The sequence below is a fragment of the Spirosoma sp. KUDC1026 genome, assembly GCF_013375035.1.
GTDB lineage: Bacteria > Bacteroidota > Bacteroidia > Cytophagales > Spirosomataceae > Spirosoma.
Map to the genome: position 1 here is coordinate 4118801 of NZ_CP056032.1, position 17198 is coordinate 4135998.

Genomic DNA, 17198 nt, shown 5'->3' on the forward strand with positions numbered 1-17198 from the left:
TCTACAACTATGGCAACCATCCGGGTCATTCAGGACGATATTACCAAACAGACCGTCGACGCCATTGTGAACGCGGCTAATACCAGTCTGCTTGGCGGTGGTGGGGTCGACGGTGCCATTCACCGGGCGGCTGGCCCTGAACTGGTCATGGAATGCCGGAAACTGCACGGCTGCAAGACCGGCGATGCCAAGATCACGCAAGGGTACCGACTTCCCGCCAAACACGTTATTCACACAGTGGGCCCCGTCTGGCGAAACGGGCTACACGACGAACCGGCCCTGCTGGCCAGTTGCTACCGGCGCTCGCTGGAACTGGCTATTGAAAATAACCTCACCAGCATCGCCTTTCCAAACATCAGCACCGGCGTTTACGGCTACCCGAAAGACAAAGCCGCCGAGGTTGCCATAACGGCCGTACGGCAGTTTTTAGACGGACAGGTCACCTCCGTTCAGGCGATTCTATTCGTCTGTTTCGACGCCGAGAATTACCAGTTGTACACTGACCGTTTATAAAAAAACCGGACCTGTTCACACAGGTCCGGTTCGTTATACGTTACTGATTCTTTCGGGACGTAGCGGTCTTAGTCTTCGTTACCGATAACACTCCCGTTGTTCTCTTTCTCTTTGCGCTGCCGCTTCACGAAGGTTTCGTTCGGCGTTTCGCGGGGTTGGTTTATCCGCTGAATCTTGTAGTTCCGATCCGCAACGTCAGTCGAAGGTGTATGGTCAACCGTGATCCCGCCTACTGGCTGTTGATTCGGCACTTGCTTTTTGTAATCAGCCAGCCGAGTATCGGTCGCTTTTGGTTGCTGAACCGCTACTTCGGTTTTACGTTCCCAGCGCTGAGCTGTAGCGGCTTTGTTGCCGTGCTTGTAATTATGCGTTGAGTACGTTGGATCGTTGCGCAGCTTCTTCTCGTCTTGTGCCAGAGCTTGTTCTGCTATTGCCAGCAGACTAAGCCCCGCAAAAAATTTTATTGCAGTTTTCATAGCCATTTCTGTGGTTTTGTTGTGTGGCAAATATCGAATTACCTTTATTAAAAAACCATTAAAATAGCGATTAAGTTTTGTACTATCGAGACATTTTCTTTATCATTCTGACTATCGATTCTTCTTGCGTATATTCGTTTACTTTCTTCAACGAAACCCACTGAATATCCTGCGTTTCTTCGTTTTGAACAAACGCTTTTTTTGGGTCTGCTTCGACCATAAATCGAATGTCGTAGTGTCGGTGTTCAGGTACCTCTTTCCGCGCCGGGATGGTGTGTACGTCGACGTCAAAAATGGGAGCTTGTTCACCGGTTGAACGTACCAGTTTCAGGTCAGTCAGACCAGTTTCTTCTTCTGCTTCTTTCAGGGCTACCCGCGCTACGTCCGGATCGCCATCAGCATGGCCACCGGGCTGAAACCAGCGGTCCAGTTTACGGTGGTGAATTAAAACGATCTGCTGCCGGTCGGGGCTCACCACCCAGGCCGAACCTGTTACGTGCCCCGTGAGCAGAATTCGGTCAAAACAATCGGGGTGCTGCTCGACAAAGGCGATAGTTGTCTCGGTCATTTCCTGTTCGTTGGTATCGATGGGTTGGTGTTGGCGGAGTAAGGTTAGTAATGCCTGACGATGCATAAAATGAAATTGTATAAACGAAACGGATTGGCTGTATTTAATTAAACAGCCGGTTAAAAGACCGACGAGGTCGGTATCTGCTCAGCCTTCGAAAAGGCGGTCATATAACTCGCTTTAATCCGGCTAAGCTCGGTCTGTTTATCCTGCAGGCGAAGGGCTTTGTGAAGGCCCACCAACGACCAGCCATTACCCGGATGATGAACCAGATCCTCACGGTAAACCGCTTCGGCTTCACGCACCTTGTTCATGGTTAGCAAATGAGCCCCCAAAAACTGCCGGGCTGGCAAGGGCCAGTCATTAGGTTCGGTATAGATCAATTGATCTTCCAACTGAATCGCCTTGTTAAGGCTGGCGATCGCCTGATCAGGCTGTTTTTCGGCGAAAAGCAGGGACGCTTCCAGAATGTGATCGGCAATCTGAGCAACCGGAAGCGGGGCATTAAAGGGAATACGTCGCTTTTTGAGAATCGGGCTGTTCAAATACTTCCCAAGCAATTGATGCTGCTGTCGGGCTTCGGCTAGTTTCCCAGTCCTGACAAAGGCCATCCCCCGGGAGAAATGATCAAGCAGGGCAGCATAGTCCCAGTCTTCGGTGGGTTTCGGCGAGGCTAAGATCTCCTCCCATTTCCCTAGTCTGACCAGCGTCAGCGAAGGCAGCATGTATAGGTATTGATCGTAGGCATTCTCAGCAACCGGGGAAACCGACTGACGGCAACGTAGCGCGTCGCGTAGTCCAGTTTGGTACATACCCCCGCTCAGGGCACAGTACGTCTGCACGGCAAAATAATGGGGCGAATGTTTCACCAGACCTAGGTGTGCCGCCAGCGAATCGTAATGCAGTAGATTGTCGTCGGCCAGGTCATTGACAATCACTCCCTGGTCGAAAAGACCATTCCGCTGGTATTCATGGCTGGCCATGTGCACCATGTGAGCCACGCCCGGCAGCAGCGTTTTGAGTTTATCGGCGTTGGCCAGTGCCACTTCGGGATGCCGGGATGCTTCGGTAAGATGGATGTGATAATGCAGCGCAGCCGGATGATTGGGGTAGTGTTTTAAGACGTCCTCGCAAAGGGCTACGACTTCTGGAGTCCAGGCCTTTGGCTCGCCCGCTGGCGTCCAGAAATCCCAGGCGTGAATCAGCATGATCGCGTCCACGTAAAGCATTTTACTATCGGGATCATCAAAATCGGACAGCAGCTGCCGGGTAGCCGATGCATAGGCCTGGTTGAGCTGCTTGCGGTCAGCATCCGTTGGGTCGGCGGAGTAGCGGGTGTTCATCACCTGAATCAGCCGTTTTTCTTTAGCGCTGGCGTTCGGCATGAACTCATTCATTCGGGACAGCACGGTCGGCATATCGCCGGGCACCTTGTACGTATGGGCCGCATTATAATACGGACCTCCCGCCAGGGCCTGCCCCCAATAGGCCATGGGGCAGGCTGGATCCATCCGGGCGGCCTCCTTGAACGACGCCATCGCTTCCTTCATGTGGTAGCTGTAGTACATGGCCAGGCCCTGGTTGAAATAGAACTGAGCGCTGTCCTGCGTTGTCGTAATCTTGTAGGTATAGTCACCCCAACCGGGCAGGGCCACCATGAATTTGCCGCTTTCCATCCGATTGACAGGTCCCCCCGCTCCGGGGCCGCAAAGGGGAATTACCTCCTCTGTATCCCGAACCGGGCTACGCGCCGAATTGAGCAGCAGGCATGTTGCTACCGCTATTGACGTTGCGGGAAACCATCTCTGACGTTTCATATTAATCCAGGTTTGTCTCTTTAAATTCTGCTCCAGTTGTCAAGATACGCAGCCGCTACAGAAAAGTGGTACGTTTTTTAACCAGGCAGCACCCGGCAGCGCCAAACGATGCTACGGAAGCCGGATGGATCAGATACCAGACCGGATGGATACGTAGCGCGGCTCACTGGAGAATAGCCTGAATAGTCGGCAAAGCTCATTGAAACCCCTTTCCCGAAGCCGGGCGCTGCCTAATAAAAAGTTATCCTATTAAACGCTCAGAGTCTGGCCGAAAAAGAGCAACTTCGCACCGATTCTATAACTTAATCAACAATGCGTAAACTCGTACTTAGTGGCGTTACGCTGTGCCTGGCGGCCCAGCTGTCAACGGCCCAGATCAAACTTCCGTCTCCCAGCCCCGGCGCTACCATCATGCAGACGGTAGGTACCACCGACCTGACGGTTAAATACTCGCGGCCCAGCCTGAAAGGCCGTACGCCCTTCACTGGCGATTTCGTACCCGTCGGAAAAGTATGGCGGACGGGCGCCAACCAGGCAACGGCGTTCACAACATCGACCGACCTGATGGTAAACGGCAAGACGCTGCCCGCCGGAACCTACGCCATCATGTCGATTCCAAACCAGGACGCCTTTACGCTGATCTTCAACAAGAATCTGAGCGTGACGGAACAGACATACAAACAGGATGAGGACGTGCTGCGGGTGGACCTGACGCCTTCGATGGGCACGGAGAAAACGGAGAGCTTTACCATTGATTTCAGCGACGTAACGGACAGTACGGCTAATATGAACTTCAAATGGAATGAAGCCAAAGCCACGGCAAAGTTGGGGGTTGACGTCAACAAGAACTCGGCCGCGAACGTCGATAAAGCCGTTGCCGACAAGCCCGAAGATGCCGCTGTTCTGCAGGCTGCCGCTAACTACAACCTGTCGAAAGGTCGTAATCTGGATCAGGCCCTGACCTGGATTGATAAGTCGATCGCCCAGAAAGAAACGTATCGGAACCTGTTCGTAAAATCGCAGATTCTGGGCAAACAGGGCAAATACGCCGAAGCGTTACCCATTGCGCAGAAAGCCCTGACGGTGGGTCAAGCGGCCAACGATGCGTCGTTCTCATTCTTCAAGGACGGCATCGAAAAGAGCATCGCTGAGTACACCAGCAAAATGCCAGCGCCCGCCGGAAAGAAAGGCAAGAAAAAAGCGTAACTAAGACGTAAGAGCAAAGACTCAAGAAAAAAGACTAGCCGTAAGCGTTTGCCCACGGCTAGTCTTTTTTGTAGTATCTGTAGAACCTCGGTCTTTTTTTTCGTCTAATTTATCACGTCTTCCTGCTTTTTCATCACCCGCTGCAGTATCCAGGCGAAGAGGACGACGAGCAGACAGCCGATAGCGTTCAGCCACAGGAAGGCCGTCAGATTGAAATACCAGCTCAGAACTACAAATACTTCGGCCAGCAGCGTTGCCCAGAACGTAGCGCGCCCACCGATGGACTTGACGTAGAAGGCGACGACAAACACCCCCAGAATAACGCCGTAAAACAGCGACCCCAAAATGTTTACGGCCTCGATCATACTGCCGAGCCGGTTGGCGAACTGGGCGACGAAAATGCAGAAAATTCCCCAGCCAATGGTGGCCCAGCGCGACGCCTGCAGGTAATGGGCATCGCTGTCTTCCGGCCGGATCAGTCGTTTATACACATCCACAATGGTTGTTGAGGCCAGTGAACTGTAGGCCGAGGCAATCGAGCCCATCGACGCACTGAAGATCACGGCGATGAGCAGGCCAATCAGGCCATGCGGCAGATAATCCAGCACGAAGCGGAGAAACACGTAGTTGCCGTCATTGGTATCGGCGGCCGGATTGTTCTTTTTGACCAGATCAACGATACTCGTTTTTACCGTTTTCAGGGCTTCATCGGTTTCTTTAAGCGTCGTGGTGGCCGTTTCCTGAGCCGCATCGTCATTGGTTTGGATGGCAGCCTGCATATCAATAACCGCCCGCTGCCGCTGCGCAGTCAGGTTCTGGTGCTTGATTTCGGCGAGCTGATACGCTTTGGCGTAGGGGCCCTGTTTAAGCAGATCGGTTTCCTGCGTATTGAAAAACGCCGGTGCCGGATTGAACTGATAAAACACGAACACTAGCACGCCCACCAGTACGATCAGAAACTGCATAGGCACCTTCAGGAGTCCGTTCATCAGCAACCCCAGCCGACTCTGCCCAATGGACTGCCCCGTCAGGTAGCGCCCCACCTGCGACTGGTCGGTGCCGAAATAGGATAGCTGCAAAAAGAAGCCGCCAATCAGGCCGGACCAGATGTTATACCGACTGTCGGGATCAAATTTCAGGTCAATCAGGTTCATCCGCCCCGCCTTACCCGCGACGTGTAAGGCATCAACAAAACCCACACCCTCGGGCAGTAGTTTTACGGTCAGGTAACCCGCCAGCCCCATCGCGAACGTAACAACCAGCATCTGCTGCAGGTGGGTGTAGGAGATGGCTTTGGTACCGCCCGTTACGCTGTAGACCAGCACAATTCCGCCCATAATCAGGTTGGTCCAGTAAATGTTCCAGCCCAGGATGGTCGACAGAATGATGGCCGGTGCGTAGATCGACAGCCCGGTCGACAGGCCGCGCTGGAGCAGAAACAGGCCCGCCGTAAGGGTCCGTACCCGCGTATCGAAGCGATTTTCGAGAAACTCGTAGGCCGTAAATACCCGTAGTTTATGGAATATTGGCACGAACGTAACCGACAGCACGACCATAGCCAGCGGCAGGCCAAAATAGAACTGCACAAACCGCATCCCGTCGGCGAAGCCCTGCCCCGGCGCCGACAAAAACGTAATGGCACTCGCCTGCGTGGCCATCACCGACAGGCCGACGTGGTACCACGGCAATGATTGTCCCGCTAGTAGGTAGTCGTCCATACTGCGGCTGCCCCGGCTCCGAATCATGCCATAGGCGATGATTCCCAGCAGTGTCGCCACCAGCACGCCCCAATCCAGTCCACTCATGACAACCAGCACATTAGGACGTAAAACAGGATCATTTCAACCACCAGCGCGCCAATGACGATGGCGTAGAGCTGGGGCCAGGAGCTGACAAAAGGCGGTAGATCGTTTGGCTGATCGGGCATGAACGCGGAAGGGCTTGTCTGATTACAACGGCGAAAGTACGGCAAATCGGTGTACCAGCCGGGAATAATCCCCCAGAAGAATTACTTACTGATCCGCAGGTGGTAGCTGGCGAAGGGAAGCAGGATGACGGTTGTTTCGATACGAGGTCCGAAAAACGTTGGTAAATACACCGCCAGGTCGAACGCGTGCCGCCGACGATCAAAGCGAACACCACCCGAAACCGTAGCGGCTACGCCATTTATCCCTCCGCCAAACACCAGCAGATTTTCGCTGATGAAACTTAGTTTAGGGCTTACCTTCCGAACGATTCCGAACGAACCAACGGCGCTACGCGAGAAACTCCCTCTGGATACGCTCCAGCCCAGCCCGTAGGTCGCGTTATTCTGGCGGTCGCCGGTCGTAACCATCCCCTGTACGTAGCCAATCCCGGCGAAATCGCTGCCCAGATACAGGCTTGGAATCCGTATCCCGGCATATTGCGCATGGACTCCCAGCCGGACCCGTTGCCCAACGGGAAACGAGATTTTGGTGTTCAGACTGAACAGAAACGTGGGTAGGAACGTATAAAACGTCGTGCCTACGCTCCAGTTGTCAGTAATGCCGTACTCAAACTGACTCAGCGAGAGCAGATAATTCCGAAAGTACAGCTTACCGGCCTCCGCCGAATACGCCGTTGGCAACACGCGCATCGTTTGCGGAAACAGATTCGGAAAGGTCTCCCCTTCCGCCTGTGCGCCAACTTTCTCCAGCCGGACAATCTGATCCGATTTTACGGTAATGGTGCCCACGTTTTCCGTCCGAATAATGGCTTCCGCACTATCCTGTCGGATCAGTTCACCCCGCAGCCGGGTTCCGTCTTTTAATAAAATAGAATAGGTCTGTTTTTCGACCGGTGTAGACGGCCGCTGCTGGTAATAATCGTCCTGGGCGACAACTAACAGTGGCAGCGCCACCATGATGGTCAAGAGAAGGTATTTCATGTGGATAATGGAGACTCATTTAGTTAGCGCCAATCAACAGATTATACCCTACATATGGAAAGAATCGTACTGCCTTATTTTCGTAGAGGTAAGGCCGTTCATAAAACAACCCGAACACGCCCATATCAAATGCGTGCCGCCGACGATCAATACGTACTGCCAGCGAGGCCGTTACCCGCTCGCGATTGTAGTAATGATAGGATGCCCCCAGGTTAACCCGGTTGTCACTGATGATTGTCAGACCGGGTGACACGTTCTGCATGATGCCAAGCGTCAGAAACTTCTGGGTCGGCAGCCGCTCAGTTATGTATGGATAATAAGATGACTGCAAAGGCTGTGGGTACGCATAGCCTATAACGCGCTCTTTCCCCGGCACGGCCATACCATACCCCAATGTGACATTATGCTGGCTGCTGCCAAATGTCGCCAGACCATGAAGCGTGAGAATGCCTTTTCGGGTCGGGTATATTTTTGCATCATCGGCCTGGTAGCGGGCATTTACGGCCAGTCTGATGAATCGACCGAGGGGCGCGCTGAGTTTAGTAAACAGCAGTGGACTGAAGTCGGAATATAGCCCCGTACCCAGGTAATTGTCCTGACTGATCAGGTACGGAACCGGTGCCACAAAACTCGCCCCTACGCTCCAGAACCGGGTTATCCCGTAATCAAACTCGTTCAGCAACAACAGGGTATTACGGTAATAAAAACGGCCTTTTTCGGGATTATATGCCGTCAGGCCCGACAAGAGCCAGGGTGAGAAACGGTTCGTAAATACCCGACCAGTATCGGCATTGACTTCAGCCGACAGGGTTTCTGTCCGGAGAAGCAACTCGGGTTCAAAGTAGGTTAACTGTCCGTTTCGCTTCCGTACCGTGATCATCGTACTATCCCGCCGAACGAATGTACCTTCTATTCGGGAGCTGTCGCGGAAGAAAAAGGTGGTATACGACGCCCCACCGGAGCTAACCATTTTCGGAGGGCGGTCGGCGGTGATTCGGTTAACCTGATCCGATTCGATGAACGTCATCACATCACCCCGTTGCTGAACCGTAATTAGACTGCTGTCCTGCCGGATAATCTTTCCGCGCACCACTGTACCGTCGCGCATGATCAGGTACGACTGTTTCCGCTGGGTATCCTCGGGACGTATTTGAATTCGTTGTGCCCACAGCAGTGTTGGGCTAATCAACAACCAGAAAAGAACTGTTTTCATCAGGAAGGGTGTTAGGAAATTGATGAGTAAGATTGAAAATTCCGTCATACAAGTGGTAACACACCGGCAATTATTTTTCCAGCATATAGCACAGACCTCAGATTTTCCGCTGGCGTTGGAAATTGACCGGGCCGAAGGCCTATATCTTTATTCTACGGACCAGGTCACGCGCTACATGGACCTTATTTCGGGGATTGGCGTCAGCAACGTTGGTCACCGGCATCCGAACGTAGTAGCCGCTATTCAGCAGCAACTGGACAAGTATCTGCACCTGATGGTGTACGGTGAGTACGTACAGACGCCCCAGACGGAACTGGCCCACGCCCTGACTCAGACACTACCCGGCAACCTGGATACGGTCTACTTTACCAACTCAGGGACGGAAGCCGTTGAGGGCGCGATGAAACTGGCCAAGCGCTACACCGGCCGTAGCGAGATTATTAGCTGCTTCAACGCCTACCACGGCTCTACGCAGGGTGCGCTTTCTCTCTCCGGTGACGAGAATTTTAAACGAAACTACCGTCCCCTCCTCCCCGATGTCCGTCATATCCGGCACGGAGCGATGGACGATCTGGCGCAGATTACAGGCCGTACCGCGGCCGTAATCATGGAAGTGGTTGGCGGAGAATCGGGCGTTCGCGTACCCAGCGCGAGCTATTTACAGGCGGTACGTCGACGCTGTACGGAGGTGGGTGCGCTACTGGTCTTCGACGAAATTCAGACGGGCTTCGGACGTACCGGTACGTTCTGGGCGTTTGAGAGTTTTGACGCTATTCCTGATATTCTGCTGTGCGCCAAAGGTATGGGGGGCGGTATGCCGATCGGAGCGTTCATCAGCTCGGCTGAGATTATGCAGGTGTTCCGCAACAACCCGATTCTGGGGCACATCACGACGTTCGGCGGACACCCCGTTTCCTGCGCGGCCTCGCTGGCTACCTTACAGACCATCCGTGAGCAGGGACTACACGAACAGGCCGAAGCCAAAGGTCAGTTGTTTAAGCAGCTGCTCCGTCATCCAGCCATCAACGAGGTGCGCGGCAAGGGGCTGATGATGGCCGTCGAATTCGACTCATTTGACGTCCTGAAAGCCGTCATCGACCGCGCTATTGAGAACGGCGTCATTACAGACTGGTTCCTGTTCTGCGACAATTCCATGCGCATTGCCCCGCCCCTTATCATCACAGAGGAACAGATTCGGGAAGCCTGCGCCGTTATTCTGGAAGCGGTCGAGTACGTAGTGGGCTAAGGAAACAGCACCGTCAGCGTACCAACCAGCAGCGCCAGTCCGAACAGAATCAGTGCACCAATCAGAAAGGTTTTCCCCAGACTACCGCCGGATTTAGGGGGCATTTCGTTTGCCATAAGAATTTGGTATCAATAAAGCGGCCGGTTGGCGCATTGGTTTCTCAACGCACCAACCGCCCCAATGAGTTTCCGAGAGTTAATGGTTTGACCCTGATTTTAGGCACTTGGATGGCAATAGCCTTCCCGGCACTTTATTATCAATATTCTCTCAACGTATCAAAGGTTCAACTATACCAGAATTTTGAACTATGGCATAGTTGAACCTTTGATACGTTGTTTTACGTGTAGACACCGTGGCAAATTACTTTTACACCGGGTATTGCCACTCCCCTCGATATGCCCGGCTCAGGAGTTTGTTTGCTTCGGGATCGTTGGGGATCTGGCTGCCGTCCCAGGCTACGCTACGTCCCAGTTTCAGCGACAGCATACCCAGCAGCGCCATGTTCGTGGAGCGCTGACCGATCTCAATATCGCAAATGGGTAATTTATTCGATTTGATGCTGCCTAAAAAGTTAGCCCAGAGCTGGGCAATGTTCTGATCGTCGGGTTGATTCAGTTGCGCGTCCTGATGAATGACCTGCTTTTTCGGGTCGGACGGGTAGAAGGTCCAGCCATCGAGCCAGCCCATATGGAATGTGCCTTCCGTGCCGTAAAAATATACGCCTACGGCCTGCTGGGGGTGCGTTTTCTCGGCCATATTACCGCCGAAAGTCCGGTGCTCCCAGACAGCCGTAAAATCGTCAAATTCAAAGGTCGACACCTGATGATCAGGCGCATCGGTGCTGTCCTGCCTGATGGCCCGCCCACCGGTCGAGTACACCTTTCGGGGATGTTTCTCATCCGTACACCACAGAATCTGATCCATCCAGTGAACACCCCAGTCGCCGAGAGTTCCGTTAGCGTAGTCCAGGAAGTTACGCCAGCCTCTCGGGTGCATGGCGGGGTTGTAGGCACGTAACGGCGCGGGACCACACCACATATTCCAGTCCATCTCCTGGGGCGCTTCGCCGTCGGGCGTTGGTTTTCCGGGGCCACCGCTGTAATGCACAAACGCCCTTGCCATACCAATTTTCCCGACCTTACCCGACTTGATAAACTCCATACCCGATACGTTATGGGGCGATACGCGTCGGTGCATACCCACCTGACAGATACGCCCGGTCTGGCGGGCCGTTTTCACCATCGCCTTGCCTTCATTGATGGTATGACCGATCGGTTTTTCGACGTACACATGGGCACCGGCCTGCATGGCCGCAATAGCAATAAGCGGGTGCCAGTGGTCGGGGGTGGCCACGATGACGATCTCAGGCTTCTCGGTGGCCAGCATTTCCCGATAATCCCGGTACAGTTTCGGCCGGTCGGTTGTCAGCTTACCCAGTTCGTCGCTGGCCTTTTTGAGCTGACGCGAATCCACATCGCACATGGCCACGATTTTTGATTCACCAGCCTGCACGGCGCATCGCAGGATGTTGCCCCCCCACCAGCCGGTACCCACTACGGCGGTACGGTATTTTTCTGCTTTTTTAGGCGTGATAAACGCCCGAACCTCCATTGGATCGGTGATTAAGGCAGCGCCCGCCAGCGCCGAAGTTTTCAGAAAGTCGGTACGGTTCATAGGATACTGGTAGTTAGCCCATTCAGGTCGCTGCCGATACCCAGACCAGCAACACAGGTGCTTTTAGCCAATAAAGTATGACCTACTGGCTAAGCTACTGATACGGAACTGTAACCAGTAGCGCCTGTCCATTCGAACGAGAGTAATTGATCCATATTAACGATTGCTTACAGCATCAGCTCCATCTGAATATTGGCTCGCTGATAAGGGGAAACGGCCCCCACGATCCGCTGGAAGCCCAGTTTATGGTATAGATTGATGGCCGGTTTCAGCATCGTATTGCTTTCCAGATATACCCGTTTGGCGCCCAGTGCCCTGGCTTTATCCAGAGCAGCCTGCCCCAGCAGCCAGCCCACATGCTTTCCCTGCGCTTTGGGCGACACGGCCATTTTAGCCATCTCGTAACTGACATCGTCCATTTTGATCAGGGCACAGGTACCAACGGGCTCGCCCTGGTAGAGCGCCATCAGAATTGCCCCGCCCGGCTGGAGAATTTTCTCATCGGGGTGATTCAGGGCCTTGTAATCAGCTTCTTCCATTACAAAATAGTTCGTAATCCATTCCTGATTGAGTTGACGGAAGGCGTCATGATACTGCTCCGTGTAAGGTACAATCGCCACCTGCCCCCGCTCGCGCTGTTTACGGTGTTCATTCACTCGCTCGAACAAACTTTGCTGAGCCAGCAGATAGTCAAGCTCGTCCAGCGCCATCCAGATGTTGTGCTGGGTCTGGGTCAGCATATCGTCGACGGCATTCCCTACGTCGGTCAGCTGATGTTGCAGCGCCGGAAGCTGCTGCCGGGCCTGATCCGTCAACGTAATGATTGTTTTGCGCCCGTCGTCGGCGGATTTACTGATTGTTACAAACCCGCGCTGATTCATCTCTTTAATCACCTGGCTCACTGATGCCTGCGACTGACCTATCGTTTCTGCCAGTTGCGCGACCGACTGGCTATCCTGCTGCGTGAGGGCGTAGACTACTGGAAACCAGCGCGGCTCAGTAGCCACACCGTAGAGAGCATAAACCTTTGTTGCTTCCTGCGTCAATCGCTCGCTCATCTGCCGTAATCGGCTCCCTAACGCCAGAGGCCCCGTTTTTTGAAAGAAATTCATATGCATTACAATTTACATAAGTACTTATACAATTATAAATAATGATACTTATTTCTCCAACTAAATGGTAGATACACTTCTGTTATTCTCGTTTTGATCCAGCTAGCTAGACAAAAAAGACAGTACTGTAAGAACGCTTTTAAGTATGTGATTATCGACAAACGCGAACCACTCATTGGTAGAATGCCGCTTCCGTTTGTCAAACCCGGTCAATCGCCGTAATTTCGGGCTATTATTAGTTGCTCGTGCTATGACGGAAGCCCCGAAAGACTCCTCCGAGAAGTCGCTGAATTTTATTGAACAGTTTGTTGAAGAAGATCTGGCTGCCGGCAAAAACGGTGGTCGCGTGCATACCCGTTTTCCACCCGAACCCAATGGCTATCTGCACATTGGGCACGCTAAATCAATCTGCCTGAACTTTGGCCTGGCCGACAAATACGGTGGGCAAACCAATCTCCGGTTCGACGATACCAACCCCGTCACCGAAGATACCGAGTATGTCGATTCGATTAAGAATGACGTGCGCTGGCTGGGTTTCGACTGGGAAAACGAATTTTACGCGTCGGATTATTTCGATCAGCTCTACAGCTTTGCGGAAACGCTGATTCAAAAAGGGCTGGCTTACGTCGATGATTCCACCGCGGAAGAAATTGCGGCCCAGAAGGGAACGCCAACCGAACCCGGCCGCATGAGTGTTTACCGCGACCGGAGCGTGGACGAAAACCTCGACCTGTTCCGGCGCATGAAAGCAGGCGACTATCCCGACGGCGCGAAGGTGTTACGGGCGAAGGTCGACATGGCCTCGCCAAACATGCAGCTCCGCGACCCAATCATTTACCGCATCAAACACGCGCATCATCACCGGACCGGCGATACCTGGTGCATCTACCCGATGTACGATTTCGCCCACGGCCAGTCGGATGCCATTGAGCATATCACTCACTCGCTCTGTACGCTGGAATTTGAAGTACACCGGCCGCTCTACGACTGGTTTATCCAGCAGCTTAGCCTCTTCCCGTCGCGGCAGATCGAGTTTGCGCGGCTCAATCTGACCTATACGGTCATGAGCAAGCGGAAACTGAAACAACTGGTCGAAGAAGGCCACGTCAGCGGCTGGGACGATCCCCGGATGCCAACGATTGCCGGTATTCGTCGGCGCGGATACACACCCGCCAGTATTCGTGAGTTTGCCGACCGGATCGGTATTGCCAAACGCGACAACCTAATCGACGTAGGGCTGCTGGAATTCTGCATCCGCGAAGAGCTGAACAAAACCACCGACCGCGTGATGGCCGTAGTCGATGAAAAACCCCTGAAACTGGTTATCACTAATTACACCCAGGGCGAAGAAATTCTGCACATCGAAAACAACCCCGAAGACCCGAACTCGGGAACGCGGGCGGTGCCGTTCAGCCGGGAGGTATACATTGAGCGGGACGACTTCATGGAAAATCCACCGAAGAAATATTTCCGGCTTTTTCCGGGTGGCATGGTTCGGCTCAAGGGCGCTTACATCATCAAGTGTGAGGAAGTCGTCAGGGACAACGCGGGTGAAATCATCGAGCTACATTGCACCTACATTCCTGAAAGCCGGAGCGGTTCCGATACGTCGGGCATCAACGTGAAAGGGACTATCCACTGGGTATCGGTTCCGCACGCGGTCGAAGCCGAAGTTCGGTTGTACGACCGGCTTTTCTCGGTAGAAAACCCGGCTGCGGATGATTCGGAAGGCCGCCCCCGCGATTTCAAAGAATTGATCAATCCGAATTCGCTCGAAGTCGTACGCGCTTTTGTCGAGCCAGCGCTCATTGAAGCCGTTAACAAGCAGCCGGATCTAAAAGTCCAGTTTATGCGGAAGGGCTACTTTATCCTCGACCCGGACTCGACACCCGGCCGGCCTGTCTTCAACCGGACCGTTACGTTGAAAGACGGCTGGGCGAAGGAGCAGAAGAAGGGATAAACGTTCGGAAGGGGTAACATCGTTAAACAATCAAAAGAGGAACAATATGCCAGGTATTGTTCCTCTTTTGATTTAAGTCGTTATGTTACGTAACTTTCTGCCATGAGCCAGATTCACAAATCCCGTTCGTTCGAGGACATTCCGACTTACGACAAAGCCTACTGGTGGTCTAAAACGCCGGAAGAGCGGCTGGCAGCTGCGTTAAAGCTGATCCAGCGCGCAAAGGCAATCTATCGGGCCAATCCCGCTAATCCCCCTTTAGAAAATGGAGGACAAGTACTTAAGTCTAATAAGCCTATTCAACGAAGAGGGCGTTGATTATGTAGTTCTGGGCGGTCATGCCGTGATCGCTCACGGCTATTTACGCACCACCAGCGACATCGACATCTTTGTTCGGCCTAGCTCTGATAATGCCGATCGGCTACTCAGGGCTTTATACCGATACGGCTACAAAAATGATGAGTTCGAGCACAGCGACTTCACAACGGTACCCAATTATTTATCCTTCAATCGGTACGACGAGTGGATAGATTTGATGACCTTCACGCTGGGCGTTACATTTGACGAGTGCTACCAGAACAAAGTAGTATTGATGGTTGAAGGGATAGCGACCAACGTAATTAGCCTGCCAGATTTGATACGTAATAAAACAGCTACCGGTCGTCCCCAAGACTTGCGTGATTTAGAAAACCTGCCCTCCGCTGATAACTAGCAGAATGCCAAGACATTCTGACATTTTAGCAATTTGAGGCTCCCTTTATTTCCTTTTTTTAAAGACACTCATCGGTCATTTGCGTCCATAACCTTTCAGTCCATAGAGTAGTTATTCTAGTACAACAAAACTTAAATAACTCAACGACATGGACAATCAACAAAACCTCTCAGGTAAGAAAGTTGCCGTTCTTTTAACCGAAGGATTTGAGCAGGTCGAAATGACCGAACCCCGCAAAGCGCTACAGGAAGCAGGCGCGACGGTACATATCATTGCTCCTAAATCGGGCGACGTAAAAGCCTGGGATATGGACGACTGGGGCGAAACGTTCGACGTGGACCTGGCCCTTGATGCTACTAATTCCGACCAGTATGATGCCCTGCTGCTGCCCGGTGGCGTCATGAACCCCGACCATCTCCGCATGGATCCGAAAGCGGTTCAGTTTGCGAAGTCATTCTTTGATGCGAACAAACCCGTTGCTGCCATTTGTCACGCGGCCATGACGCTGATTGAAGCGGATGTGGTTAACGGTAAAACCATGACATCGTACCCATCGATTAAAACAGACCTGAAAAACGCTGGTGCCAACTGGATCGATCAGGAAGTTGTCGTTGACGGTAATCTGGTATCGAGCCGCAAACCCGACGACATTCCAGCCTTCAACCGGGAAATGGTGAAGCTATTTGCCCGGAACGTCACAGCGAAACCGGTGGCCTAGTACCTTGATCTTTATCAGAGTTCAGAACTCTGGCAAAGATCACAATAAACGAAGAAAGGACCTCAGTACTGAGGTCCTTTCTTCGTTTATTTACCCTTAAAATAGCTCACGGGCAATTTTCATGACGTTGTCCGCTTTACCCATCGTATAGAAGTGTAGAACGGGCGCCCCAGCCGCAATCAGTTCGCGTCCCTGCTGAATTCCCCACTCAATACCTACCTGCTTAGCCTGCTGATCGTTTTCGCAACTCTGTACAGCACGCACCAGATCGTCGGGCATTTCGAGGTGAAACAGCTTCGGCAGGATTTCCAGCTGGCGCCGGGTTGCCAGCGGTTTCAGTCCCGGTATGATGGGTACCATAATACCCGCCTGACGGCAGCGCTCGACGAAATCAAAATACTTTCCGTTGTCGAAAAACATCTGCGTCACGATATAGTCGGCCCCTTTATCGACTTTGTATCTCAGGTATTCGAAGTCCGTATCGTGATCCATGGCCTCAAAATGCTTCTCCGGGTAAGCAGCTACACCTATGCAGAAATCACTGGGCGATAGGGGTGTATCTTCTTCGTGCAGATAAATTCCTTTGTTCATATTCGCCACCTGCTCTACAAGCTCGCTGGCGTAAGTGTACCCGTTTTCCTTTGCCTTGAAGGTAGAAAAGGGTTTGGCCGGATCACCCCGTAGTACTAGTGCATTGTCGATACCGAGGTAATGCAGGTCAATCAGGAAATCTTCGGTTTCATCGCGCGAAAAGCCGCCACAGAGAACGTGCGGTACCGGATCGACGCCAAAGCGGTGCATGATGGCCGCACAGATCCCCACCGTACCGGGCCGCTTCCGGGTAACAATCCGCTGAATAGTCCCGTCCGGCAGAGGTCGTTCAATGTATTCCTCGCGATGGTACGTAACATCCACAAACGGTGGTTTGAACTCCATTAGCGGCTCGATGTTGTCGAGCAGGTTCTTCAAGTTGTCGCCCTTGATCGGCGGAATCACTTCAATGGAAAAGATTGGCTGCCCATTGGCGGCCTGAATGTGTTCGGTAATTTTTGTCATTGTAAAAGCGACGCGTTCG

Annotated in this window: 16 protein-coding genes; 6 read left to right on the forward strand and 10 right to left on the reverse strand. The window is 52.8% G+C overall.

Annotation, left to right across the window (positions count from 1 at the left end; all coding sequences use genetic code 11):
• Positions 1–9 precede the first annotated feature (9 nt).
• Positions 10–513 (forward strand): O-acetyl-ADP-ribose deacetylase, encoded by a 504-nt coding sequence (locus HU175_RS17215; protein WP_176567762.1) that lies wholly within the window; start codon positions 10–12, stop codon positions 511–513.
• 68 nt (positions 514–581) lie between these two features.
• Here the strand turns inward: HU175_RS17215 and HU175_RS17220 are convergent, their stop codons facing one another.
• The 3 genes from HU175_RS17220 to HU175_RS17230 form a co-directional block, all read right to left on the reverse strand.
• Positions 582–989: a hypothetical protein gene (locus HU175_RS17220; RefSeq protein ID WP_176567763.1), complete on the reverse strand. Its 408-nt coding sequence runs from the start codon at positions 987–989 to the stop codon at positions 582–584.
• 82 nt (positions 990–1071) lie between these two features.
• Positions 1072–1623, reverse strand: a complete 552-nt coding sequence (locus tag HU175_RS17225) for an NUDIX hydrolase (protein WP_176567764.1) — start codon at positions 1621–1623, stop codon at positions 1072–1074.
• Positions 1624–1676: 53 nt separating this feature from the next.
• Positions 1677–3374 carry a hypothetical protein gene (locus tag HU175_RS17230; RefSeq protein ID WP_176567765.1) on the reverse strand — a complete coding sequence of 566 codons (1698 nt, stop codon included), beginning with the start codon at positions 3372–3374 and terminating at the stop codon, positions 1677–1679.
• A 312-nt stretch (positions 3375–3686) separates the two neighbouring features.
• On the opposite strand from HU175_RS17230, the gene HU175_RS17235 reads away from it, so the two are divergent.
• Positions 3687–4580, forward strand: coding sequence for a DUF2911 domain-containing protein (locus HU175_RS17235; protein WP_176567766.1), 894 nt, complete (start codon positions 3687–3689; stop codon positions 4578–4580).
• A 104-nt stretch (positions 4581–4684) separates the two neighbouring features.
• On the opposite strand, the gene HU175_RS17240 is transcribed toward HU175_RS17235, so the two are convergent.
• From HU175_RS17240 to HU175_RS17250, 4 genes are all read right to left on the reverse strand, one after another.
• Positions 4685–6385, reverse strand: coding sequence for a sodium:solute symporter (locus HU175_RS17240; RefSeq protein ID WP_176567767.1), 1701 nt, complete (start codon positions 6383–6385; stop codon positions 4685–4687).
• Positions 6382–6507 (reverse strand): hypothetical protein, encoded by a 126-nt coding sequence (locus tag HU175_RS24975; protein WP_255433032.1) that lies wholly within the window; start codon positions 6505–6507, stop codon positions 6382–6384. Before HU175_RS24975 ends, HU175_RS17240 begins: the two co-directional genes overlap by 4 nt.
• Before the next feature lie 81 nt (positions 6508–6588).
• Positions 6589–7488, reverse strand: a complete 900-nt coding sequence (locus HU175_RS17245) for a hypothetical protein (RefSeq protein WP_176567768.1) — start codon at positions 7486–7488, stop codon at positions 6589–6591.
• Positions 7489–7507: 19 nt separating this feature from the next.
• The gene (locus HU175_RS17250) at positions 7508–8701 is read right to left on the reverse strand and encodes a hypothetical protein (protein WP_176567769.1); all 1194 of its coding nucleotides are present in this window, start codon (positions 8699–8701) and stop codon (positions 7508–7510) included.
• Positions 8702–8723: 22 nt separating this feature from the next.
• On the opposite strand from HU175_RS17250, the gene HU175_RS17255 reads away from it, so the two are divergent.
• Complete coding sequence (locus tag HU175_RS17255; RefSeq protein WP_176567770.1) at positions 8724–9947, forward strand: aspartate aminotransferase family protein; 1224 nt, start codon at positions 8724–8726, stop codon at positions 9945–9947.
• A gap of 366 nt (positions 9948–10313) precedes the next feature.
• Here HU175_RS17255 and HU175_RS17260 read toward each other — a convergent pair whose 3' ends face one another.
• Entirely contained in the window at positions 10314–11621 is a 1308-nt protein-coding gene (locus HU175_RS17260) for a Gfo/Idh/MocA family protein (protein ID WP_176567771.1), read from the reverse strand.
• 167 nt (positions 11622–11788) lie between these two features.
• A complete protein-coding gene (locus HU175_RS17265; RefSeq protein ID WP_176567772.1) occupies positions 11789–12733 on the reverse strand; it encodes a bifunctional helix-turn-helix transcriptional regulator/GNAT family N-acetyltransferase in 945 nt (314 codons plus the stop codon).
• 250 nt (positions 12734–12983) lie between these two features.
• Here HU175_RS17265 and HU175_RS17270 point away from each other — a divergent pair, with 250 nt between their 5' ends.
• The 3 genes from HU175_RS17270 (at position 12984) to HU175_RS17280 (ending at position 16123) form a co-directional block, all read left to right on the forward strand.
• Positions 12984–14693 carry a glutamine--tRNA ligase/YqeY domain fusion protein gene (locus HU175_RS17270; protein WP_176567773.1) on the forward strand — a complete coding sequence of 570 codons (1710 nt, stop codon included), beginning with the start codon at positions 12984–12986 and terminating at the stop codon, positions 14691–14693.
• Between the two features lie 265 nt (positions 14694–14958).
• Positions 14959–15405 (forward strand): nucleotidyltransferase, encoded by a 447-nt coding sequence (locus HU175_RS17275; protein WP_176567774.1) that lies wholly within the window; start codon positions 14959–14961, stop codon positions 15403–15405.
• 148 nt (positions 15406–15553) lie between these two features.
• Complete coding sequence (locus HU175_RS17280; RefSeq protein ID WP_176567775.1) at positions 15554–16123, forward strand: type 1 glutamine amidotransferase domain-containing protein; 570 nt, start codon at positions 15554–15556, stop codon at positions 16121–16123.
• Between the two features lie 96 nt (positions 16124–16219).
• Here the strand turns inward: HU175_RS17280 and HU175_RS17285 are convergent, their stop codons facing one another.
• Positions 16220–17179 (reverse strand): methylenetetrahydrofolate reductase, encoded by a 960-nt coding sequence (locus HU175_RS17285; RefSeq protein WP_176567776.1) that lies wholly within the window; start codon positions 17177–17179, stop codon positions 16220–16222.
• Positions 17180–17198: the final 19 nt, after the last annotated feature.

What these genes read in the sequence shown, in the direction of transcription:
- HU175_RS17215 (WP_176567762.1), top strand. Translation starts at nt 10, where the DNA reads ATGGCAACCATCCGGGTCATTCAGGACGATATTACCAAACAGACCGTC.
- HU175_RS17220 (WP_176567763.1), bottom strand. Translation starts at nt 989, where the DNA reads ATGAAAACTGCAATAAAATTTTTTGCGGGGCTTAGTCTGCTGGCAATA.
- HU175_RS17225 (WP_176567764.1), bottom strand. Translation starts at nt 1,623, where the DNA reads ATGCATCGTCAGGCATTACTAACCTTACTCCGCCAACACCAACCCATC.
- HU175_RS17230 (WP_176567765.1), bottom strand. Translation starts at nt 3,374, where the DNA reads ATGAAACGTCAGAGATGGTTTCCCGCAACGTCAATAGCGGTAGCAACA.
- HU175_RS17235 (WP_176567766.1), top strand. Translation starts at nt 3,687, where the DNA reads ATGCGTAAACTCGTACTTAGTGGCGTTACGCTGTGCCTGGCGGCCCAG.
- HU175_RS17240 (WP_176567767.1), bottom strand. Translation starts at nt 6,385, where the DNA reads ATGAGTGGACTGGATTGGGGCGTGCTGGTGGCGACACTGCTGGGAATC.
- HU175_RS24975 (WP_255433032.1), bottom strand. Translation starts at nt 6,507, where the DNA reads ATGCCCGATCAGCCAAACGATCTACCGCCTTTTGTCAGCTCCTGGCCC.
- HU175_RS17245 (WP_176567768.1), bottom strand. Translation starts at nt 7,488, where the DNA reads ATGAAATACCTTCTCTTGACCATCATGGTGGCGCTGCCACTGTTAGTT.
- HU175_RS17250 (WP_176567769.1), bottom strand. Translation starts at nt 8,701, where the DNA reads ATGAAAACAGTTCTTTTCTGGTTGTTGATTAGCCCAACACTGCTGTGG.
- HU175_RS17255 (WP_176567770.1), top strand. Translation starts at nt 8,724, where the DNA reads ATGAGTAAGATTGAAAATTCCGTCATACAAGTGGTAACACACCGGCAA.
- HU175_RS17260 (WP_176567771.1), bottom strand. Translation starts at nt 11,621, where the DNA reads ATGAACCGTACCGACTTTCTGAAAACTTCGGCGCTGGCGGGCGCTGCC.
- HU175_RS17265 (WP_176567772.1), bottom strand. Translation starts at nt 12,733, where the DNA reads ATGAATTTCTTTCAAAAAACGGGGCCTCTGGCGTTAGGGAGCCGATTA.
- HU175_RS17270 (WP_176567773.1), top strand. Translation starts at nt 12,984, where the DNA reads ATGACGGAAGCCCCGAAAGACTCCTCCGAGAAGTCGCTGAATTTTATT.
- HU175_RS17275 (WP_176567774.1), top strand. Translation starts at nt 14,959, where the DNA reads ATGGAGGACAAGTACTTAAGTCTAATAAGCCTATTCAACGAAGAGGGC.
- HU175_RS17280 (WP_176567775.1), top strand. Translation starts at nt 15,554, where the DNA reads ATGGACAATCAACAAAACCTCTCAGGTAAGAAAGTTGCCGTTCTTTTA.
- HU175_RS17285 (WP_176567776.1), bottom strand. Translation starts at nt 17,179, where the DNA reads ATGACAAAAATTACCGAACACATTCAGGCCGCCAATGGGCAGCCAATC.